Below are 19,510 nucleotides of genomic sequence, written 5' to 3' on the forward strand. Positions count from 1 at the left end.
CCACCGGGGCGGGATGCCAAGACCGGTACCCCATCGAACTTTCGGGCCGCGTGAACACACCCGCGGCCCCGCTACAAGGAGTTAAAAAGTGGCACGCGTCAAGCGGGCAGTAAACGCCCACAAGAAGCGCCGGGCGATCCTCGAGGCGGCCTCCGGCTACCGCGGTCAGCGTTCGCGCCTGTACCGCAAGGCCAAGGAGCAGGTCACCCACTCGCTGGTCTACAACTTCAACGACCGCAAGAAGCGCAAGGGCGACTTCCGTCAGCTGTGGATCCAGCGCATCAACGCCGCTGCCCGCCAGAACGGCATGACGTACAACCGCCTCATCCAGGGTCTGAAGGCCGCCAACATCGAGGTGGACCGCAAGATCCTCGCGGAGCTGGCCGTCAACGACGCCAACGCGTTCGCCGCGCTGGTCGAGGTCGCCCAGAAGGCGCTCCCGGCCGACGTGAACGCCCCGAAGGCCCCCGCCGCCGCCTAAGCACCTCGCTTACGCAGCAGGCCTTCACTGGCTTCAGCCCGGACCCGCAGGCCCTGTGCCTGCGGGTCCGGCGCGTGTGGGGCCCGCACGGCGCCACGCCGCACCCCGCCCCGCCCCTGTCAGACCGCAGCACACCCGCAGTACGCACGGAAGCGAGCCGACCGACCATGGGAACCCCCGCCCCCGCCGAGCTGATCTCCCCCCGGTCCCCGCGGGTGGCCGCCGCCAGGCGGCTGGCACGGCGCAACTTCCGCACCAAGGAGCGCCGCTTCCTCGCCGAGGGCCCGCAGGCCGTCCGCGAGGCCGTGGAGCACCGCGGGGCCACCGGCCACACCCTGATCGAGCTGTTCGCGACCGTCGAGGCCGCCGAGCGCTACGGCGACATCATCGACGCCGCCCGCGCCGCCGGCGTCCGCGTCCACCACGCCTCCGACGAGGTGCTCGCCGAGGTCTCCCAGACCGTCACCCCGCAGGGGATCGTCGGCGTCTGCAACTTCCTCGACTCGCCGTTCGAGGAGGTCCTCGCCGCCCGGCCCCGGCTCGTCGCCGTCCTCGCGCACGTCCGCGACCCCGGGAACGCCGGCACCGTGCTCCGCTGCGCCGACGCCGCCGGCGCCGACGCCGTGGTGCTGACCGACGCCTCCGTCGACCTGTACAACCCGAAGTCCGTGCGCGCCTCCGTGGGCTCCCTCTTCCACCTGCCCGTCGCCGTCGGCGTGCCCGTGGAGCGGGCCGTCGAGGGGCTGCGGGCGGCCGGGGTGCGGATCCTGGCCGCCGACGGGGCCGGTGAGGACGACCTGGACGCCGAGCTCGACGCCGGCACCATGGGCGGCCCCACGGCCTGGGTCTTCGGCAACGAGGCCTGGGGCCTGCCGGAGGAGACCCGGGCGCTCGCCGACGCCGTCGTACGCGTCCCGATCCACGGCAAGGCGGAAAGCCTGAACCTCGCCACGGCCGCCGCGGTGTGCCTCTATGCTTCCGCGCGTGCACAGCGGGCGCCCGGAGGGTGCCGCTCCGTGACCCCCAGCTAGTAATGTGGCCGCCCGGGGGGCCCACTGCGCTACTCGGAGATGTGGGGTACGGGGACATGACCGTCGGTACGAACAGCTCGCCAGCGGCCACGAACGCGGCGGGGGCGCCCTCCCTGGGGGCCGTGCCCGCGCAGCCCCCGGGCGGCCGCACCGGCCCGGACGCCGCCGACCTGGCCGGCCTCGGGGTCGACCCCGACGACCTGCCCGACGGGCTCGTCATCGCCGACGACACCGGCCGGGTCATCTGCTTCAACACCGCCGCCGCCCGCATCACCGCCCTCGCCCCCGCCGAGGCCCTCGGCGCCCGCATCGACCGGGCGCTGCCGCTGGAGGACCTCGACGGCCGCCGCTGGTGGGCCCTCACCGACCCGTACGGGGGCCTCGCCACCCGGCGCGGCCAGCCCGAACGGAACCTGCTGCTCCCCGGTGGCCGCGAGGTCCTCGTCTCCGCCCGGTACGTCCGCGCCCACCCGACCGGCCCGCTGCGCCGCCTCGTCGTCACCCTGCGCGGCACCGAGGCCCGCCGCCGCACCGAGCGCAGCCACGCCGAGCTGATCGCCACCGTCGCCCACGAACTGCGCTCCCCCCTGACCTCCGTCAAGGGGTTCACCGCGACCCTGCTCGCCAAATGGGAGCGGTTCACCGACGACCAGAAGCGCCTGATGCTGGAGACCGTCGACGCCGACGCCGGCCGCATCACCCGCCTGATCGCCGAACTCCTCGACATCTCGCGCATCGACTCCGGGCGCCTGGAGGTCCGCCGCCAGCCCGTCGACATCGCCACCGCCGTCGGCCGGCACGTCCAGGCCCTCACCGCGAACGGCCAGGCTCCCGACCGGTTCCTCGTCCGCGTCAGCCGCTCCCTGCCCGCGCTGTGGGCCGACCCGGACAAGATCGACCAGATCCTCGGCAACCTGCTGGAAAATGCCGTGCGCCACGGCGAGGGAACGGTCACCATCGACGTATCGCCGACCAGCCTGACGAACGCCGCGGGCAAGACCGAGAAGGGAACCGCCGTCACCGTGACCGATGAGGGCCCCGGTATCCCCGAGGAGTCGATGGGCCGCGTCTTCACCCGCTTCTGGCGGGGCAGCAAGCGCGGCGGCACCGGCCTGGGCCTGTACATCGTCAAGGGCATCGTGGAAGCCCACGGCGGCACCATCACGGTCGGCCGCGGCCCCGGCGGCGGCGCAGAGTTCCGATTTATCCTGCCCGTCGGCGCGCCGGCGTACCTCGCGCAGTAGCACCAGCACTGCGGAGCGTCTCGCCAGGCGGCCCTCGGGCTCCTCACCTCCCCCGCGGCCCGTAGACTCGTCCTTTGGCACCTTTGTGTCCTTGTGTCGAGCTCCTTGTGTCGAGCGGGGACCTCCAGCCAGCCCATCGGAAGTACGGGAAGAGATGTCGGCACCCAACAAGTCGTACGACCCTGTCGAGGTCGAGGCACTGAAACCGGAAGAGATCGAGCGCATGCGGGACGAGGCGCTCGCCGCCTTCGCGGCCGCCGGCGACCTCGACGAACTGGCGCACGCGAAGACCGCCCACGCGGGCGGCACCTCGCCGCTCGCCCTCGCCAACCGCGAGATCGGCGCGCTGCCCCCGCAGGCCAAGGCCGAGGCGGGCAAGCGCGTGGGCCAGGCCCGCGGCGCCGTGAACAAGGCGTACGCGGAGCGCCTCGCCCAGCTGGAGGCCGAGCGCGACGAGCGCGTGCTGGTCGAGGAGGCCGTGGACGTCACGCTGCCGTACGACCGCGTCCCCGCAGGCGCCCGCCACCCCCTGACGACGCTGATGGACCGCATCGCGGACGTCTTCGTCGCCATGGGCTACGAGGTCGCCGAGGGCCCCGAGGTGGAGGCGGAGTGGTTCAACTTCGACGCCCTCAACTTCACGCCCGACCACCCGGCCCGGCAGATGCAGGACACCTTCTTCGTCCAGGGCCCCGAGGGGGTCGAGGGCGACGAGTCCGGCGTCGTGCTGCGCACGCACACCTCGCCCGTGCAGGCCCGCTCGCTGCTCGAACGCCGCGAGCCGCCCGTCTACGTCGTCTGCCCGGGCCGCGTGTACCGCACCGACGAGCTCGACGCCACGCACACCCCGGTCTTCCACCAGGTCGAGCTGCTCGCCGTCGACGAGGGCCTGACCATGGCCGACCTGAAGGGCACCATCGACCACATGGTCAAGGCGCTCTTCGGCGACGACGTGACCACCCGGCTGCGCCCGAACTTCTTCCCGTTCACCGAGCCGTCCGCCGAGATGGACATGCAGTGCTACGTGTGCCGCGGCGCGTCGGTGGGCAACCCCGACCGTCCCTGCCGCACCTGCTCCAGCGAGGGCTGGATCGAGCTCGGCGGCTGCGGCATGGTCAACCCGAAGGTGCTCACCGCCTGCGGTGTGGACCCCGAGAAGTACAGCGGGTTCGCCTTCGGCTTCGGCATCGAGCGGATGCTGATGTTCCGGCACAACGTGGAAGACATGCGAGACATGGTCGAGGGTGACGTCCGGTTCACCCGGCCGTTCGGGATGGAGATCTGATGCGGGTCCCGCTTTCTTGGCTGCGGGAGTACGTCGACCTGCCTGCGGGCGAGACCGGTCGTGACGTGCAGGCCAAGCTCATCGACGCCGGTCTGGAGGTCGAGACCGTCGAGCAGCTCGGCGCCGACCTGACCGGCCCCCTCGCCGTCGGCCAGGTGCTGACCATCGAGGAGCTGGAGGGCTTCAAGAAGCCGATCCGCTTCTGCACCGTCGACGTCGGCCAGGCCAACGGCACCGGCGAGCCCCAGGAGATCGTCTGCGGCGCCCGCAACTTCGCCGTCGGCGACAAGGTCGTCGTGGCCCTGCCCGGCGCCGTCCTGCCCGGCGACTTCGCCATCGCCGCGCGCAAGACGTACGGCAGGAACTCGCACGGCATGATCTGCTCGGGCGACGAGCTCGGGATGGGCGACGACGGCACGCACGGCATCATCGTGCTGCCGCCGGAGCACGAGGTCGGCACCGACGCGATCGAGCTGCTGCAGCTCGTCGACGAGGTCCTCGACATCGCCGTCACCCCGGACCGCGGCTACTGCCTGTCGATGCGCGGTGTGGCCCGCGAGACCGCCACCGCGTACGGCCTGCCGCTGCGCGACCCGGCGCTGCTCGACGTCCCGGCGCCCAACTCGTACGGCTACCTCGTCAAGATCAACGACCCGGCCGGCTGCGACCGCTTCACCGCGCGCACCGTCACGGGCCTGGACCCCGAGGCGAAGTCCCCGATCTGGCTCAAGCGCCGCCTGCAGAAGGCGGGCATGCGCCCGATCTCCCTCGCCGTCGACGTCACGAACTACGTGATGCTCGAACTGGGCCAGCCGCTGCACGCCTACGACCGCTCCCGCCTGGACGGCGCCATCGGCGTCCGGCGGGCCGAGCAGGGCGAGAAGTTCACCACCCTCGACGGGGTCAAGCGCACCCTCGACGCCGAGGACCTGGTGATCACCGACAACAGCGGGCCGATCGGCCTCGCGGGTGTCATGGGCGGCGCCGACACCGAGATCGCCGACTCCGTCACGGACCCGGAGACCGGCCAGGTCACCGGCACCACGGACGTCGTCATCGAGGCCGCGCACTTCGACCCGATCGCGATCTCCCGCACCGCCCGCCGCCACAAGCTGTCCTCGGAGTCCTCCAAGCGCTTCGAGCGCGGCGTCGACCCGCAGGCGGCCTCCGCGGCCGCGCAGCGGACCGTCGACCTGCTGGTGCTGCTCGCCGGCGGCACCGCCGAGGCCGGCGTGACCGAGCTCGTCGCCCCGGGCGCCCCGCGCACCATCGCGATGCGCGCGGACCACCCGGACAGGGTCGCGGGCATGGACTACGGCCGCGAGACCGTCGTCCGCCGCCTCCAGGAGGTCGGCTGCGACGTCTACGGCCAGGACGAGCTCGTCGTCACCGTCCCGTCGTGGCGGCCCGACCTCGCCGCGCCGAACGACCTCGCCGAAGAGGTCATCCGGCTGGAGGGCTACGCCAACCTCCCGTCGACCCTGCCCCAGGTGCCCTCCGGCCGCGGTCTGACCGCCCGCCAGCAGTTGCACCGCCGGGTCGGCCGGGCGCTGGCCGGGGCCGGCTACGTCGAGGCGCTGAACTACCCGTTCCTCGGCGAGCAGGTCTTCGACCAGCTCCAGCTTCCCGCGCACGACGCCGCCCGCCAGGTCGTGAAGCTGGTCAACCCGCTCTCCGACGAGGAGCCGGCGCTGCGCACCACGCTGCTGCCGGGCCTGCTCCACGCGCTGCGCCGCAACGACAGCCGCGGCAGCCACGACCTCGCCCTGTTCGAGACAGGCTCGGTCTTCCGGGCCGGCGACCGGGCGGGCGTCGCGGTGCGGCTGCCCGTCGACCGCCGTCCCACGGACGAGGAGATCGCCACGCTCGACGCCGCCCTGCCGGCACAGCCGCGGTACGCCGCGGTCGTGCTGGCCGGTGCGCGCGAGCAGGCCGGCTGGTGGGGCAAGGGCCGCCCCGCCGACTGGGCGGACGCCGTCCAGGCCGCCCGCACGCTGGCCGTCGAGGCCGGTGCGGAGCTGGTGGTCCGCCAGGGCCAGTACGGCCCCTGGCACCCGGGCCGGTGCGCCGAGCTCGTCGTCACCCTCGACGGGGTCGAGCAGGTCATCGGTCACGCCGGCGAGCTGCACCCGCGCGTCGTGAAGGCGCTGGGCCTGCCCGCCCGCACCAGCGCGATGGAGCTCGACCTGGACCGCCTCGCGGCGGCCGGCGGCGAGGCCGTGGTCGCGCCCCGGATCTCCTCCTTCCCGGTGGCGACCCAGGACGTCGCGCTGATCGTCGACGCGTCCGTCCCGGCGGCCCACGTCGAGGCGGCGCTGCGCAAGGGCGCGGGCGAACTGCTCGAATCGCTGCGGCTGTTCGACGTGTTCACCGGTGAGCAGGTCGGCGAGGGCAAGAAGTCCCTGGCGTACGCGCTGCGCTTCCGCGCGGCCGACCGCACGCTGACGGTCGAGGAGTCCACGGCCGCCCGCGACGCGGCGGTGGCGCTGGCCACCGAGCACACGGGGGCGGTGCTGCGCGGCGCGTAGGCGACGCCGTCAGCAGACGTAGGGCCAGGTGAGGGGCGCATCCGGGGAACCGGATGCGCCCCTCACTCATTCGGGTGAGAACCCCCTCCAGCCGTGTCCCCGGGGCGGGGCGGGTCGAAAGAATCGAGGCGGCCGGGTGCCCAGGGCCGGACACGGGAGTCCCAGGGATGATCACGCGTGGGGAGATGCCCCAGCTGCGCCGGGCGGGCGTCCTCACGTGGGGCGGCGCCGCGGTGTCATGGGAACTGTCCGCGCCCGGCCGGCCGCTGTGGGCCGGGCTGGCCAGCTGCGCCGCCTTCCTGCTCCTCGCCGCCGGTTGCGTCCTGCACGTCCGGCGCGGCCTGAAGGCCCGGCTCAGACGCTCCCAGGAGATCGCCGGCGCCGCCCAGCGGGCGCTGCTGCGGCCCCTGCCGGCGCGGATCGAGGGCCTCGCGGTGGCGGCGGCCCAGCTGTCGGCGAGCCGGGGCGCGGCGGTCGGCGGCGACCTGTACGAGGCCGTCCCGACCCCGTACGGGGTGCGGGTCGTCATCGGGGACGTACGCGGCCACGGCCTGCCGGCGCTGGCGGCCGCGGCGGCGGTGCTCGGCGCCTTCCGTGAGGCGGCCTACGACGAGGCCGCGCTGGCCGGGGTGCTGCGGCGCATGGAGCGGGCGCTCGCCCGGCACGTGCGGCAGCGGGCGCGGGCGGAACACCCGTCGGCCTGCCCGGCCGAGCCCGAATCGCCCTCCGCGGAGGAGTTCGTGACGGTGCTGCTGCTGGAGATCGGGCGGGACGGGGCCGTGACGGCCCTCAACTGCGGGCACCCGTGGCCCGTTCTGCTGCGCCGGCCGGACGGGGCCCTGGAGCACTGCGGGGCCGTCCCCGCCGCCGCGTCCCCGGTCCCGGCGCCGCCCGGACCGGTGGCGTACCCGTCGGCGGGGCCCGCAGGGGCCGCGCCCCGGACGAGGAGGAGGTGTGCGCTCCGGCCGCCGCCGGAACGGGCAGCGGACGGGGAACCCGCGGCGGAGGGGGTGCGGGTGCTCGACGGGGGCGAGCCGCTGCCACCGCTCGGGGTGGTTCCCGTGCCCGACGGGCTGGTGGCCGGGGACTGCGGCCAACTGCGCCCCGGGGAGCTCCTGTTCCTGCACACCGACGGTGCCGAGGACGCCCGCGACGCCGCCGGCCGGTTCTTCCCGCTGCCCCGCGTCCTGGCCGGGATCCTGGCCGGGACGCCGGCGCCCGCGCCCGCGAGGCTGGTCGCGGGAGTCCACGCCGCACTGCTGCGGCACACCGGCGGGCGACTCACCGACGACGTCGCCCTGCTGGTCCTCCGCAGCGACCGCTGCGCCTGAACCCCGGACCGGGGCGGCGACCGGAACCGCACACCGGGCCCCGGTGGGAGGGCCCGGCGCGCGTTCCTCCCGGCCCCCGCCGGGACCCGGTGACCAACCGGGTGCCGGCGGGCGCCGAGGCGCGCCGCCCGCCTGCCGTGGAGTGTCGGGCAGACAGCACGACGGGCGGCGCGGTGCGGGTCGTCGCACTGTACGAGGGGGAGCCGACGACCCGGGCTGCCTCTTTGGCGAGGCTCTTCAGTGAACCGCTCTCGGGGCCCCCGCGGCAGAGTGCGTATCGCATTTATGCGCGTACTCGTTTCACACCCCGGGTGAACCCCGCACCCACTAGCCTGAGACCGACGAGCCCTTGGAGGGGCCCATGCAGCCCAACACCCTGCTCGACGCCCTCCTCGCCGAGGCGGGCATGTCCCACGCCGGCCTCGCCGCGCACGTGAACCAGGCGGGCCGGTCCCGCGGTCTCGCCCTGCGCTACGAACACACCGCCGTCACCCGTTGGTTGAAGGGACAGCGGCCGCGCGGCCAGGTCCCCGACCTGATCTGCGAGGTGCTCGGCGGCCGGCTCCGCCGCCCGGTCTCCCTGGACGACGTCGGCCTCGGGCTGCCCGGCCAGCCCACCGGCCCGCACTCCTCCCCGCTCCGGGGCTTCGTCGACCGGGCCGCCGCCCTGTGGCGCTCCGACCAGCAGGGGCGCTTCCCGCTGCTCACCACCGAGGCGGTCACCGGCACCCCCGCCGTGATCCCCGTCTGGGAGTGGGAGAACCCGCCGGAGGACGCCGACGTGTCCCGCGACGGGCCGCTGCGGATCGGGCCCGAGCACATCGAGATCCTGCGGGCCGCCCGCGCCCACTACGAGCTGATGTACCGCCGGTCCGGCGGGGTCGCCACCCGGGCCCGCATCGTCCGCTTCCTCGGCAGCGAGACCGCGCCCATGCTGCGCGGCAGCTACCCCGACGAGCTGGGCCGCAGGCTGCACCGGGCCGCCGGATCCCTGGTGGCCGTCGCGGGGATCTGCGCGTACGACTCCGACGCCCACGGCCTCGCCCAGCGCTACTTCCACCAGGCGCTGCGGCTGGCCAAGGCCAGCGGGGACCGGGGGCTCGGCGCGTACGTCATCGCGCTGCTCGTCAACCAGTCCCTGCACCTGCGCGAACACCGCCAGGCCGTCGCCTTCGCCGAGGCCGCACTGCGCTGCGCGAGCCGGGACACCACCCCGGCCCTGACCGCCGACCTGTACGCGATGCAGGCCAAGGCGTACGCCCAACTCGGCGACCCTGCTGCCGCGTTGGCCTGTATCCGGCACGCCGAGGCGGCCGCCGGGCGGATCCGGCCGGGCTCGGAGCCGGACGAGACCGGATACGTCCAGCCCGGGCTGGTCAACGTCCAGGTGGCCGAGGCCCTGCTGAGCCTCGGGGACCTCGACGCCGCGCACGAGCAGGCGGCCGCCGCGGTCGGCACCCCCGCCCACGACCGCGGCCGGGTCCACCGGCTGGCGATGCTGTGCGAGGTCCAGCTGCGGCAGGGGGAGGCGGACGGGGCGGCGGCCACGGCCGCAGAAATGGCCGAACGGGTCAGGGGGATGGAGTCGCTGCGGCTGCGGGACCGGCTGCGGGCCGTCCGCGAACAACTGCTGAGCAGCGGCTGCCAGGGCGCCGCGGAGACGGCACGGCTCATCGACGAGGCGCTGCGCGTTCCGCTGTGACCGCCGCGGCTGCTGCCATGTTGCCACCGACGATCCGGAAGGTGGCAGAACCGTGCAGTGGACGAACCTGAGTGAGCAGACCGTGTACAAGAACCGTTGGTTCGACGTGAACCTCGCCGATGTGGAACTTCCCGACGGCCGGCACCTGGACCACTTCGTGATCCGGCTGCGGCCGGTCGCCGCCGCCACGGCCGTCAACGAGGCCGACGAGGTGCTGCTGTTGTGGCGGCACCGCTTCATCACCGACAGCTGGGGCTGGGAACTGCCCGCGGGCGTGGTCGAGGACGGCGAGGACCTCGCGCAGGCGGCGGCCCGGGAGATGGAGGAGGAGTCGGGCTGGCGGCCCGGCCCGCTGCACCACCTGCTGACCGTGGAGCCCTCCAACGGGCTCACCGACGCCCGTCACCACCTCTTCTGGTCGGAGGGGGCCACGTACACGGGCCGGCCCCAGGACGACTTCGAGTCCTCGCGGCGCGAGTGGGTGCCGTTGAAACTCGTGCCGGAGATGATCGCCCGCGGCGAGGTCCCGGCCGCGAACATGGCCGCCGGCCTGCTCCTCCTCCACCACCTGCGGCTGGGCTAGCCGCCGCTCCGCCCGCCGGCACCCGCCCGGACCGGTTCCTCCGCGGCAGCCCGCTGCGGGGGCACCAGATCGGCCCGGGTGCCGGCCCCGGCACGGGGCCACCGCCGGTCGGCAGCCCGCTGGACGCGCCGGCCGAGGTTCTGCACCGGCAGCTCCACCAGGCGGTACAGCAGCTGGCTCGCGACCAGCACCACCGAGAGGAACAGGACGGTCCACACGAGGCGGCCCAGCGCGGACGAGGGCTGCGGCGGCACCCCGACCAGCGGGCCGATCGTGCGCAGCAGCGGGAAGTGCAGCAGGTACACCGAGAAGCTGACCGCACCCAGCCAGGTCAGCACCCGTGGGAAGCGGCGCCCGCGCAGCAGGAACCCGAGCCCGAACACGGCCCACGCGGCCAGGTAGGACAGGGACCAGGCCTTCCAGCTCGCCGTCCAGGTGTCGTGCGCGTGGCCGCCCCGGTTGTACAGCCATCCGACGAGCACGCCCGCGACGACCACGAACCCGCAGGACAGCAGCGACAGGGTGCGGATCCGGCCGGAGGGGGCAGCGTGCTGCGCCCGGTGGACGGCCGTGCCGGCGAACATCGTGGCGAAGATCATCCAGGTCTCGAACCAGGGTGCCCGGCCGTTCAGCGTGGTCAGCACCAGGCCGAGCCCGGCCAGCAGTGCGGCGCCCGCGCCGGTCGCCCACCGCCTGCCGCTGAGGACCCCGGCGAGGCCGGCGAGCGCGACCGGCGTGACGATCAGCAGGAGCAGTCGGGTCGAGCCGAGTCCGGTGGACAGCAGCCCGCCCCCGACGGCCGTGCCGACCCCCAGGGCCGCGGCGGCGCAGGCCACGGCGATCGGGCCGCTGTGGCGGTGCAGTCCGCGGGTGAACAGGGCGGTCACGAAGAAGTAGAAGACCATCTCGTAGCAGAGCGTCCAGGTGACGTTCATGCTGTTGGTGACCCCGAGCATGTCCTGGAGCATCAGGCCGTTCGCGACCAGCGACGCGGTGTCGTCGCCGGTGCTCAGCAGCGAGACCGCCCCGTCGCCCGCCGGCAGCATCATGATCGAGACGACCAGGGCGGCGATCAGGGCCGGGTAGATCCGGAAGATCCGGCCGATCCAGAACGCCCGGACGTCGCCGCGGCGCTCCAGCGAGGCCGGGATGATGTAGCCGCTGACGATGAAGAAGAGCATCACGCCGAACAGGCCCATGTCGAAGTGCTGCGTGACGGTGTCCCGGTGGGGGAACATCCGCAGGACGTCGAAGTGGTGCAGGGCCACGATGAGGGCGGCGACACCGCGCAGCGCGTCGAGCCAGCCGAGCCGGGCGCCCGGCTCGGCGGGGGAGGAGGGGGACGACTTCACCGCAGGACCCTACCGGTACCTCGGTCGTCGCGAGGACGACCGAGGCTCTTCTCACACTGCCGCCGGGTCCCGGCCCGGGCGGCGGGGCGGGCGGGGTGGCTCAGCCGTAGGCGTAGAAGCCCGAGCCGGTCTTGCGGCCGAGGCGGCCGGCGTCGACCATGCGCTGGAGCAGCGGGGGAGCGGCGTACAGGGGCTCCTTGAACTCCGAGTACATCGAGTCGGCGATCGAGGCGATCGTGTCGAGGCCGATCAGGTCGGAGAGCTTGAGCGGGCCCATGGGGTGGGCGCAGCCGAACTCCATGCCGTTGTCGATGTCCTCGCGGCTCGCGATGCCCGACTCGAACATCCGGATCGCGGACAGCAGGTACGGGACCAGCAGCGCGTTGACCACGAAGCCGGAGCGGTCCTGGGCGCGGATGGCGTGCTTGCCGAGGACGTTCTGCACCAGGGCCTCGGCCCGCTTGATGGTCTCCTCGCCGGTGGTCAGCGCCGGGATCAGCTCGACGAGCTTCTGCACCGGGGCCGGGTTGAAGAAGTGGATGCCGATGACCTGGTCGGGCCGGGAGGTCGCGACGGCCAGCTTGACCAGCGGGATCGACGAGGTGTTCGAGGCGAGGATGGCGTCGGGGCGGGTGATCACCTGGTCGAGGACCTGGAAGATCTCCGTCTTGACCTGCTCGTTCTCGACGACCGCCTCGATGACCAGGTCGCGGTCGGCGAACTCGCCGAGGTCGGTGGTGAAGGAGAGGCGGGCCAGGGTGGCGTCCCGCTCCTCCTCGCTGATCTTGCCGCGGGCGGCGGCCTTGGTCAGCGAGTTGTGCAGCCGGGTCCGTCCGAGCTCCAGGGCCTCGCCCGTCGTCTCGGCGACCTTCACGTCGAGACCGCTGCGGGCGCACACCTCGGCGATGCCGGCACCCATCTGGCCACAGCCCACTACGCCGACCCGTGTGATGTCGGAAGGGAGGTCAGTCACTTCGTGCCTTTCGCTGCTCCGTCGTCGGCGGGTCCCCCGTTGTCGTCAGTGGTCACTGCAATCCGGCGCCCGCCACGCCCCCCGACGTTACCCCCGATCTTGCCGGTGGTGGCGGGCCGGGGCGGGCATGCTGGGCGCAGACAGGGGATGTCACGCAACGGAACGGAGTCGTCACATGACGTACATCGGTCGGCGGGGACTGCTGGCGGGAGCCGCGGGGGTGATCGCCGCCGCCGCGGGGAGCCCGGCGCGGGCGGCGGAGTCGGCGCGGGGAGCGGAAGCGGCGCAGCCCGCTGCAGCGCAGCCGGCGGCAGCGCCGGCGCGGCGGCCGGGGGTGCGACGGAAGGCCGCCCCGGAGTTCCGCGGCATGTGGATCGCCTCCGTGGAGAACGTGGACTGGCCCTCCGCGCCCGGGCTGGGCGCCGGGGAGCAGCGCGACGAGCTGTCCTCCCTCTTCGACGCCGCCGTCGCGAACCGACTGAACGCGGTGTTCCTCCAGGTCCGGCCCACCGCCGACGCGATGTGGCCGGGTGCCCGGGAACCCTGGTCGCAGTGGCTGACGGGCCGGCAGGGCGCCGACCCGGGCTGGGACCCGCTGGGCACGGCCGTCGCCGACGCCCATGCCAGGGGATTGGAGCTGCACGCCTGGTTCAACCCGTACCGGGTGGCGAACAACCACACCGATCCCACACGCCTGGCGTCCTCGCACCCGGCCCGCCGCAACCCGGGCTGGACGGTCCCGTACGGCGGCAAGCTGTACTACAACCCCGGGCTGCCCGAGGTGCGCGCCTTCGTACAGGAGGCCATGCTCGACGCCGTCTCCCGCTACGCGCTGGACGGGGTGCACTGGGACGACTACTTCTACCCGTACCCCGTCGCGGGGGAGTACTTCGACGACGACGACGCGTACGCGCGCCACGGATCGGGCTTCGCCACGCGCGCCGACTGGCGCCGTTCCAACATCGACGCGCTGGTCCGGGAGATGTCCGAGAAGGTGCGGTCGGTACGGCCCTCGGCCCGGTTCGGCATCAGCCCGTTCGCCGTGTGGCGCAACCGGGACCGGGATCCGCTCGGCTCGGACACCAAGTCCCTGGCCACGTACGACGACCTGTACGCGGACACCCGCATGTGGGTGCGCGAGGGCTGGATCGACTACGTGGTGCCGCAGGCCTACTGGCACATCGGCCATCCGACGGCCGACTACGCGAAGCTCGTCCCGTGGTGGGCGCAGACCGTCGCGGGGACGGACGTCGACCTGTACATCGGGGAGGCGCTGTACCGCTGCGAACGCGACAGCGCGACGGCCGCCTGGCGCGATCCGGCCGAGCTGTCCCGGCACCTGACCCTCGCGAGCCGGTACGCCGAGGTCCGCGGCCACGCCTACTTCTCCGCGAAGCAGGTGGCCGCGGACCCCAATGGAGCGATGGCCAGGGTGGTCGCCGACCACTACCCGACGACGGTGCCGCCCCGCTGAGGCGCGGGGCCGCCGCTGCGCCGCATCAGTGCCGGGGTTCCTCCGGGTGCTTCACGACGCAGTCGGGGCCCGGGGACATCAGGGCTTCGTGGCCGTCGGCGAAACGGACCCGGTAGGGCGGGCTGCCGTTTTCGCCCAGTACCTGAGTGATCTCGCCGACCTTGTCGTGCTGCCCCACGACTCTGCCGTGCTGCAGCAACTGGTCGCCTTCGGTCGCGCGCATAAGCTGACCTCCTCGGAGGCGGTCTCGGTCCGGTGACGACAGTTTACGGCGGATTGTCCCGATTAAGCCCGCTGGGTCAGGGCGATGCAGACCAGCACCGCGCAGGCGGCCGCCGGCGCGGCCGGCGACAGCCGCTCGCCCAGCAGCGCCACCGACCACACGAGCGTCAGCAGCGGCTGCGCCAACTGGAGCTGGCTGGCCCGCGGGGCCCCGATCTCCGCCATGCCCCGGTACCAGACGTACAGGCCGAGGAAGGTGGAGCCCGCGGCCGCCCACGCCAGGCCCGCCAGCCCGTGGGCGGTCAGCCGCACCGGCTCGTACGCCAGCCCCAGCACCGAACCGGCGAGGGTGAGCGGAAGGGCCAGCACCAGCGCCCAGCCGATGACCTGCCAGCCCGGCATGGCGCGGGCCAGCCGGGCACCCTCGGTGTACCCGGCGGCGCAGGCCAGCAGGGCCCCGAACAGGTAGCCGTCGCCGGCGGAGAGCGAGCCGCCGCTCTCCGCCAGGGTGAAGCCGAGGACGACGGCGGCTCCGGCGACGGCCGCGGCCCAGAACCGGCGCGAGGGCCGCACGCCGGTGCGCAGGGCGGACAGGGCCGCCGTGGTGAGCGGCAGCAGCCCGACCACGACGGCGGCGTGCGAGGTGGTGGAAGTGGTCAGCGCCAGGGTGGTGAGCAGCGGGAATCCGACGACCACGCCCCCGACGACCACGGCCAGCCCCGCCCAGTGCCCGCGGGCGGGCAGCGCGACCCGCCCGGCCAGCAGGAAGACGCCCGCGAGCAGGGCGGCGAGCACGCTGCGCAGCGCGACGAAGCTCCAGGGGCCGAAGCCCTCCAGGCCCCAGGCGGTGGCGGGGAAGGTCAGGGAGAAGGCGACGACCCCGAGGCAGGCGAGCGCGGTGCCGGCCGCGGTCCCGGTCCCCGCACGGCCCGCGGTCCCGGCCCCGGTTCCGCCCGGGATGGCGACCGCTATCGTGGTGGAGGGGGTAGCGCTATTCTTTGCTCTCATGTATGAGCGTAGCAGTGTGGCGGAACTGGCGGACGTCCTGCGCTCCGAACTGGACCGCTACTCGGTAGGTGGAAAGCTGCCGTCGAGCCGGGCCCTCGTGGAGCGCTTCCGGGTCAGCCCCGTCACCGTCTCCCGCGCCCTCGCCCAGCTCGCCGCCGAGGGCCTCGTGGTCACCCGGCCCGGCGCCGGCGCCTTCCGGGCCGCCCCCCGCACCGCCGAGCCCGCGGCCGGCGACACCTCCTGGCAGGAGGTGGCCCTCAGCGCCGAGGGAGCCGGCGAGGTCATCCCCCGCTCCGTCGACGCCTCCGGGGTCCTCGGCTCCCTCGCGACCCCGCCGACCGGGGTGATCGAGCTCAACGGCGGCTACCTGCACCCCTCCCTCCAGCCCGAGCGGGCCATGGCCGCCGCCCTGGCCCGGGCCGGCCGGCGCCCCGGCGCCTGGGGGCGGCCGCCCGTGGAAGGACTGCCCGAGCTGCGCGACTGGTTCGCCCGCGAGATCGGCGGTTCCGTCTCCGCCGCCGACGTGCTGGTCACCGCGGGCGGGCAGAGCGCGCTGACCACCGCCGTACGGGCGCTGGCCCCGCCGGGGGCGCCGATCCTGGTGGAGTCGCCGACCTACCCCGGGCTGCTGTCGATCGCCCGGGCTTCGGGGTGCCGGCCCGTGCCCGTCCCCGTCGACGCGGACGGTGTCCGGACGGAGCTGCTGGCCGCCGCGTTCGAAGCCACCGGGGCACGGGTGTTCGTATGCCAGCCGCTCTTCCAGAACCCCACGGGCGCGGTGCTCGCCCCCGAGCGGCGGGCCGAGGTGCTGCGCATCGCGCGGGCGGCCGGGGCGTTCGTCGTCGAGGACGACTACGCCCGCGCCCTCGCCCACGAGGACGCCGCGCCGCTGCCCCCGACCCTGGCCGCCGAGGACCACGACGGGGTCGTCGTGCACGTCCGGTCACTCACCAAGATCACCTCACCGAGCCTGCGGGTGGGCGCGCTCGCCGCCCGCGGCCCCGTCCTGGACCGGCTGCGCGCCATCCAGGTCGTGGACAGCTTCTTCGTGCCGCGCCCCCTCCAGGAGGCCGCCCTCGAACTCGTCGGCGCCCCGGCCTGGCCCCGCCACCTGCGCACGGTCGCCGCCGAACTGCGTCACCGGCGCGACGTGCTGGCCGGCGCGCTGCGCCGCGGACTGCCCGGGTTGCGGCCGGACCGACTGCCGACCGGCGGCTTCCAGCTCTGGGCCCGCCCCGGCGGCGAGGTCGACGAGGCGGCCTTCGCGGCCGCCGCCCTGCGGGCCGGGGTCGCGGTCACGCCCGGGCGCCCGTACTTCTGCGCGGAGCCCCCCGGTCCGTACGTACGGCTGAGCTTCGCCGGGGTCTCGGGCGCGGCGGAACTCGGCGAGGCCGTCCGCCGACTGCGCGACGGGCTGCGCGACGGGCTGGGGGAGGAGCCCGTCGGCGCCGTCGGTCCGGACGCTTGACCCGGTGCGGCCCGCGGCCCACCATCGCCGCATGAACGTTCGGGTTTCGCTCGTCGCTGCAGCCCGCGGCTCCGCACTGCTCGCCGAGCGCTTCGACGACGACCGCCCGCTCGACGACGAGGGCTGGCGCACCCTGTCGGCCGCCGCGCACGGCCTGGTGCCCCTGGGCGCCGCCGAACTGCGCTACTGCTCGCCCGGCCCGCGCAGCCGGGCCACCGGCCGGGCCCTCGGGTACGCGCCGCTCGCCCAACCGGCGCTGCGCGAGTGCGACATGGGCCGCTGGCGGGGACTGACCCTGGCCGAGGTCGCCACGCGAGAGCCCGGCGCGGTGGAGCTCTGGCTCAGCGACCCGCTCGCCACCCCGCACGGCGGCGAGTCCCTCCTCGCCTTCATCTCCCGCATCGGCGGCTGGCTCGACACCCGGCCCGCCGACGACGGGGGCGCGATCGTCGCGGTCGCGGAGCCCTCGGTGGTGCGGGCCGCCCTGGTGTACGCGCTCGGGGCCGCCCCGCAGACGTACTGGAACGTGGACGTCCGGCCGCTGTCGACCATCACCCTGACCGGCTGGTCGGGGCACTGGCACCTCTCGCTCCAGGCCCCCGCCTAATCCGGTGGAGTCGCCGCCGCAACGCCCCTAACCTGCGCACATGAACGGAATAGAGATCACCACGATCGCCGGGCGCCCCGAACTCGCCGAGCGGCTGTACGACATGGAGGACTCGTGGCCCGCGTTCTCGGGCAACGACTCGCTCGCCTGGCTGCTGTACCCGCGGATGGTGTCGGAGCTGCCCGAGTACGTGTTGGTCGCCCTGGACGGCGACACGGTGGTCGCCCGCGGCTTCAGCGTGCCGTTCGCGCTGCACGCGCCCGGCCGGGACGGGGTGCTGCCGGCCCGCGGCTGGGACCAGGTCGTCATGTGGGCCTTCTCCGACCTGCGGCGCGGCATCGAGCCCGACACGGTGAGCGCGGTCGAGATCAGCGTCGACACCGGCCGCCAGGGTGAGGGCCTGTCCGGGCGGATGCTGGCCGCGATGCGGGACAACGCCCGTGCGCGCGGCTTCGCCGAGGTGGTGGCCCCGGTGCGGCCGAGCGGCAAGCCGGCCGAGCCCGACACCCCGATGCAGGAGTACGCGTACCGCACCCGCGAGGACGGCCTGCCGTACGACCCGTGGCTGCGCGTCCACGTCCGGGCCGGCGCGGTGATCGACTCGATCGCGCCGCTGTCGATGACGGTCACCGGTTCCCTGGACGAATGGCGCGCCTGGACGGGCCTGCCCTTCGACACGGCCGGCCCGGTCCACGTGCCCGGGGCCCTCACCCCGGTCCACTGCGACCCGGTCCAGGGCTACGCGGCGTACGTGGAGCCGAACGTCTGGGTCCGCCACCCGCTGACCTGACGGCCGGCCGCGGCCGCCGCTTGCAACGGGGCGGCGACCGTCCCATAGTCCGAGGTATGGACGCGCGCGAGGCCGCGCTCCGACGGGCGCACGGGCACGCCGTGCGCTGGCTGGCGAGCCTCTCCGAGCGGCGGGTGCCCGCCCGCGCCTCGGCCGACGAGGTCGTGCGGGCGCTCGGTACCGAGCTGCCCGACGGCCCCGGCGTACCCGCCGAGGTCGTCGACCTGATGGCCGAGGCCTGCGAGCCGGGCCTGACGGCGTTCCCCAGCGGCCGCTTCCACGGGTTCGTGGTCGGCGGCACGGAGCCGGCCGCGCTGGCCGCGGACTGGCTGGTCAGCGCCTGGGACCAGAACTGCGTGATGCGCGCCGCCTCGCCCGCCTACGCGGCGGCCGAGGACATCGCGAGCGGGTGGCTGCTCGACCTGCTCGGCCTGCCCGGCGGCAGCGCGGTCGGCTTCACCACCGGCGCCACCACGGCGAACTTCACCTGCCTCGCCGCCGGCCGCGACGCGGTGCTGCGCGCCGCCGGCTGGAACGCCGCCCACGACGGGCTCGCCGGCGGCCCGCCCGTCCGGGTCGTCGCCGGCGCCGACCGCCACATCGCCGTCGACCTGGCCCTGCGCTACCTGGGGCTCGGCGCACCCGAGACCGTGCCGGCGGACGCCCAGGGGCGCATCGACCCCGAGGCCCTGCGCCGCACCCTGGCGGGGCGCGGACCGGGCCCGACGATCGTGGTCCTCCAGGCCGGGGACATCCACTCCGGCGCCTTCGACCCCTTCCCCGAGGCGATCCGCGCCGCCCGCGGGGCGGACGCATGGGTGCACGTCGACGGGGCCTTCGGCCTGTGGGCGGCGGTCTCCCCGGCGCACGCACACCTGACGGCCGGCTGCGCGGACGCCGACTCCTGGGCCACCGACGCCCACAAGACCCTCAACGTCCCCTACGACTGCGGCCTCGCCGTCGTGCGCGACCCGTCCGCGCTGCGGGCGGCGATGGGCCAGCGCGGCGACTACCTCATCCACGACGAGCTGGGCGACCCGGTCGACAAGGTCCCCGAGCTGTCCCGGCGCGGCCGGGCCTTCCCCGTGTGGGCGGTGCTCAGGTCCCTCGGCCGCTCGGGGGTGGCCGACCTCGTCGACCGGCTCTGCCGGCACGCCTGCGCCTTCGCCGACGGGATCGCCGGGATCGACGGCGCGACCGTCCTCAACGAGGTGGTGTTCACCCAGGTCTGCGCCTCCTTCGGCAGCGACGACCGCACCGACCGGGTCCTCGCCCGGCTGCTCGCCGAAGGCGACACCTGGATCAGCGGCTCCACCTGGCACGGCCGGCGCGTCATGCGGATCTCGGTGAGCAACTGGTCGACCACCGACACGGACGTGGCGCGTTCGCTGGCGGCGATTCGCCGGGCCGTCACCTGCGCCTGACACGCTC

General features: G+C 74.4%; 17 protein-coding genes. 13 read left to right on the forward strand and 4 right to left on the reverse strand.

The genetic code is table 11. The annotated features are described in order from the left end of the window. The first annotated feature begins 88 nt into the window (after positions 1-88). The 8 genes from rplT (at position 89) to ACSHWO_RS27090 (ending at position 10,185) form a co-directional block, all read left to right on the forward strand. Positions 89-481: a 50S ribosomal protein L20 gene (rplT, locus tag ACSHWO_RS27055; RefSeq protein WP_008741875.1), complete on the forward strand. Its 393-nt coding sequence runs from the start codon at positions 89-91 to the stop codon at positions 479-481. A 167-nt stretch (positions 482-648) separates the two neighbouring features. Then, on the forward strand, positions 649-1,512 hold the full coding sequence (locus ACSHWO_RS27060; RefSeq protein WP_361096125.1) for a TrmH family RNA methyltransferase: 864 nt from the start codon (positions 649-651) through the stop codon (positions 1,510-1,512). A 56-nt stretch (positions 1,513-1,568) separates the two neighbouring features. Further along, positions 1,569-2,756, forward strand: coding sequence for a sensor histidine kinase (locus ACSHWO_RS27065; RefSeq protein WP_361096128.1), 1,188 nt, complete (start codon positions 1,569-1,571; stop codon positions 2,754-2,756). A 154-nt stretch (positions 2,757-2,910) separates the two neighbouring features. After that, positions 2,911-4,041 (forward strand): phenylalanine--tRNA ligase subunit alpha, encoded by a 1,131-nt coding sequence (gene pheS / locus ACSHWO_RS27070; protein ID WP_361096131.1) that lies wholly within the window; start codon positions 2,911-2,913, stop codon positions 4,039-4,041. Further along, positions 4,041-6,569 carry a phenylalanine--tRNA ligase subunit beta gene (pheT, locus tag ACSHWO_RS27075; RefSeq protein ID WP_438315754.1) on the forward strand — a complete coding sequence of 843 codons (2,529 nt, stop codon included), beginning with the start codon at positions 4,041-4,043 and terminating at the stop codon, positions 6,567-6,569. The genes pheS and pheT overlap by 1 nt, the downstream gene beginning before the upstream one ends. 167 nt (positions 6,570-6,736) lie before the next feature. After that, positions 6,737-7,900: a PP2C family protein-serine/threonine phosphatase gene (locus ACSHWO_RS27080; RefSeq protein ID WP_438315757.1), complete on the forward strand. Its 1,164-nt coding sequence runs from the start codon at positions 6,737-6,739 to the stop codon at positions 7,898-7,900. A gap of 361 nt (positions 7,901-8,261) precedes the next feature. Then, on the forward strand, positions 8,262-9,602 hold the full coding sequence (locus ACSHWO_RS27085; protein ID WP_438315760.1) for a transcriptional regulator: 1,341 nt from the start codon (positions 8,262-8,264) through the stop codon (positions 9,600-9,602). Between the two features lie 52 nt (positions 9,603-9,654). After that, a complete protein-coding gene (locus ACSHWO_RS27090; protein ID WP_438315762.1) occupies positions 9,655-10,185 on the forward strand; it encodes an NUDIX hydrolase in 531 nt (176 codons plus the stop codon). Here the strand turns inward: ACSHWO_RS27090 and ACSHWO_RS27095 are convergent. Then, positions 10,182-11,537, reverse strand: coding sequence for an acyltransferase family protein (locus tag ACSHWO_RS27095; protein WP_438315765.1), 1,356 nt, complete (start codon positions 11,535-11,537; stop codon positions 10,182-10,184). The two genes, ACSHWO_RS27090 and ACSHWO_RS27095, sit on opposite strands and share 4 nt — an antisense overlap. A 100-nt stretch (positions 11,538-11,637) precedes the next feature. Beyond that, positions 11,638-12,510 (reverse strand): 3-hydroxybutyryl-CoA dehydrogenase, encoded by an 873-nt coding sequence (locus ACSHWO_RS27100; RefSeq protein WP_361102180.1) that lies wholly within the window; start codon positions 12,508-12,510, stop codon positions 11,638-11,640. A gap of 175 nt (positions 12,511-12,685) precedes the next feature. Here ACSHWO_RS27100 and ACSHWO_RS27105 point away from each other — a divergent pair, with 175 nt between their 5' ends. Then, positions 12,686-13,984, forward strand: a complete 1,299-nt coding sequence (locus ACSHWO_RS27105) for a glycoside hydrolase family 10 protein (RefSeq protein WP_385849484.1) — start codon at positions 12,686-12,688, stop codon at positions 13,982-13,984. Positions 13,985-14,009: 25 nt separating this feature from the next. On the opposite strand, the gene ACSHWO_RS27110 is transcribed toward ACSHWO_RS27105, so the two are convergent. Together ACSHWO_RS27110 and ACSHWO_RS27115 are read right to left on the reverse strand one after the other, a co-directional pair. Continuing rightward, positions 14,010-14,207 carry a DUF1918 domain-containing protein gene (locus ACSHWO_RS27110; RefSeq protein ID WP_361102186.1) on the reverse strand — a complete coding sequence of 66 codons (198 nt, stop codon included), beginning with the start codon at positions 14,205-14,207 and terminating at the stop codon, positions 14,010-14,012. A 62-nt stretch (positions 14,208-14,269) separates the two neighbouring features. Next, entirely contained in the window at positions 14,270-15,214 is a 945-nt protein-coding gene (locus ACSHWO_RS27115; RefSeq protein WP_438315770.1) for a DMT family transporter, read from the reverse strand. On the opposite strand from ACSHWO_RS27115, the gene ACSHWO_RS27120 reads away from it, so the two are divergent. The 4 genes from ACSHWO_RS27120 to ACSHWO_RS27135 are packed head-to-tail and all read left to right on the forward strand — an operon-like array spanning position 15,213 to position 19,503. Next, positions 15,213-16,682: a PLP-dependent aminotransferase family protein gene (locus ACSHWO_RS27120; RefSeq protein ID WP_438315773.1), complete on the forward strand. Its 1,470-nt coding sequence runs from the start codon at positions 15,213-15,215 to the stop codon at positions 16,680-16,682. The two genes, ACSHWO_RS27115 and ACSHWO_RS27120, sit on opposite strands and share 2 nt — an antisense overlap. A gap of 31 nt (positions 16,683-16,713) precedes the next feature. Further along, positions 16,714-17,289: a histidine phosphatase family protein gene (locus tag ACSHWO_RS27125; protein WP_361102193.1), complete on the forward strand. Its 576-nt coding sequence runs from the start codon at positions 16,714-16,716 to the stop codon at positions 17,287-17,289. 40 nt (positions 17,290-17,329) lie between these two features. Further along, a complete protein-coding gene (locus ACSHWO_RS27130; RefSeq protein ID WP_385849487.1) occupies positions 17,330-18,079 on the forward strand; it encodes an N-acetyltransferase in 750 nt (249 codons plus the stop codon). A gap of 56 nt (positions 18,080-18,135) precedes the next feature. Continuing rightward, entirely contained in the window at positions 18,136-19,503 is a 1,368-nt protein-coding gene (locus ACSHWO_RS27135; RefSeq protein WP_385849488.1) for a pyridoxal phosphate-dependent decarboxylase family protein, read from the forward strand. Positions 19,504-19,510: the final 7 nt, after the last annotated feature.

Source organism: Streptomyces pallidus (ex Mingjun et al. 2026), from assembly GCF_051550185.1.
Classification (GTDB): domain Bacteria; phylum Actinomycetota; class Actinomycetes; order Streptomycetales; family Streptomycetaceae; genus Streptomyces.

Coding starts and splice junctions, on each gene's coding strand:
- ACSHWO_RS27060 (WP_361096125.1), top strand. CDS start 649: ATGGGAACCCCCGCCCCCGCCGAGCTGATCTCCCCCCGGTCCCCGCGG.
- ACSHWO_RS27065 (WP_361096128.1), top strand. CDS start 1,569: ATGACCGTCGGTACGAACAGCTCGCCAGCGGCCACGAACGCGGCGGGG.
- pheS (WP_361096131.1), top strand. CDS start 2,911: ATGTCGGCACCCAACAAGTCGTACGACCCTGTCGAGGTCGAGGCACTG.
- pheT (WP_438315754.1), top strand. CDS start 4,041: ATGCGGGTCCCGCTTTCTTGGCTGCGGGAGTACGTCGACCTGCCTGCG.
- ACSHWO_RS27080 (WP_438315757.1), top strand. CDS start 6,737: ATGATCACGCGTGGGGAGATGCCCCAGCTGCGCCGGGCGGGCGTCCTC.
- ACSHWO_RS27085 (WP_438315760.1), top strand. CDS start 8,262: ATGCAGCCCAACACCCTGCTCGACGCCCTCCTCGCCGAGGCGGGCATG.
- ACSHWO_RS27105 (WP_385849484.1), top strand. CDS start 12,686: ATGACGTACATCGGTCGGCGGGGACTGCTGGCGGGAGCCGCGGGGGTG.
- ACSHWO_RS27110 (WP_361102186.1), bottom strand. CDS start 14,207: ATGCGCGCGACCGAAGGCGACCAGTTGCTGCAGCACGGCAGAGTCGTG.
- ACSHWO_RS27120 (WP_438315773.1), top strand. CDS start 15,213: ATGTATGAGCGTAGCAGTGTGGCGGAACTGGCGGACGTCCTGCGCTCC.
- ACSHWO_RS27115 (WP_438315770.1), bottom strand. CDS start 15,214: ATGAGAGCAAAGAATAGCGCTACCCCCTCCACCACGATAGCGGTCGCC.
- ACSHWO_RS27125 (WP_361102193.1), top strand. CDS start 16,714: ATGAACGTTCGGGTTTCGCTCGTCGCTGCAGCCCGCGGCTCCGCACTG.
- ACSHWO_RS27130 (WP_385849487.1), top strand. CDS start 17,330: ATGAACGGAATAGAGATCACCACGATCGCCGGGCGCCCCGAACTCGCC.
- ACSHWO_RS27135 (WP_385849488.1), top strand. CDS start 18,136: ATGGACGCGCGCGAGGCCGCGCTCCGACGGGCGCACGGGCACGCCGTG.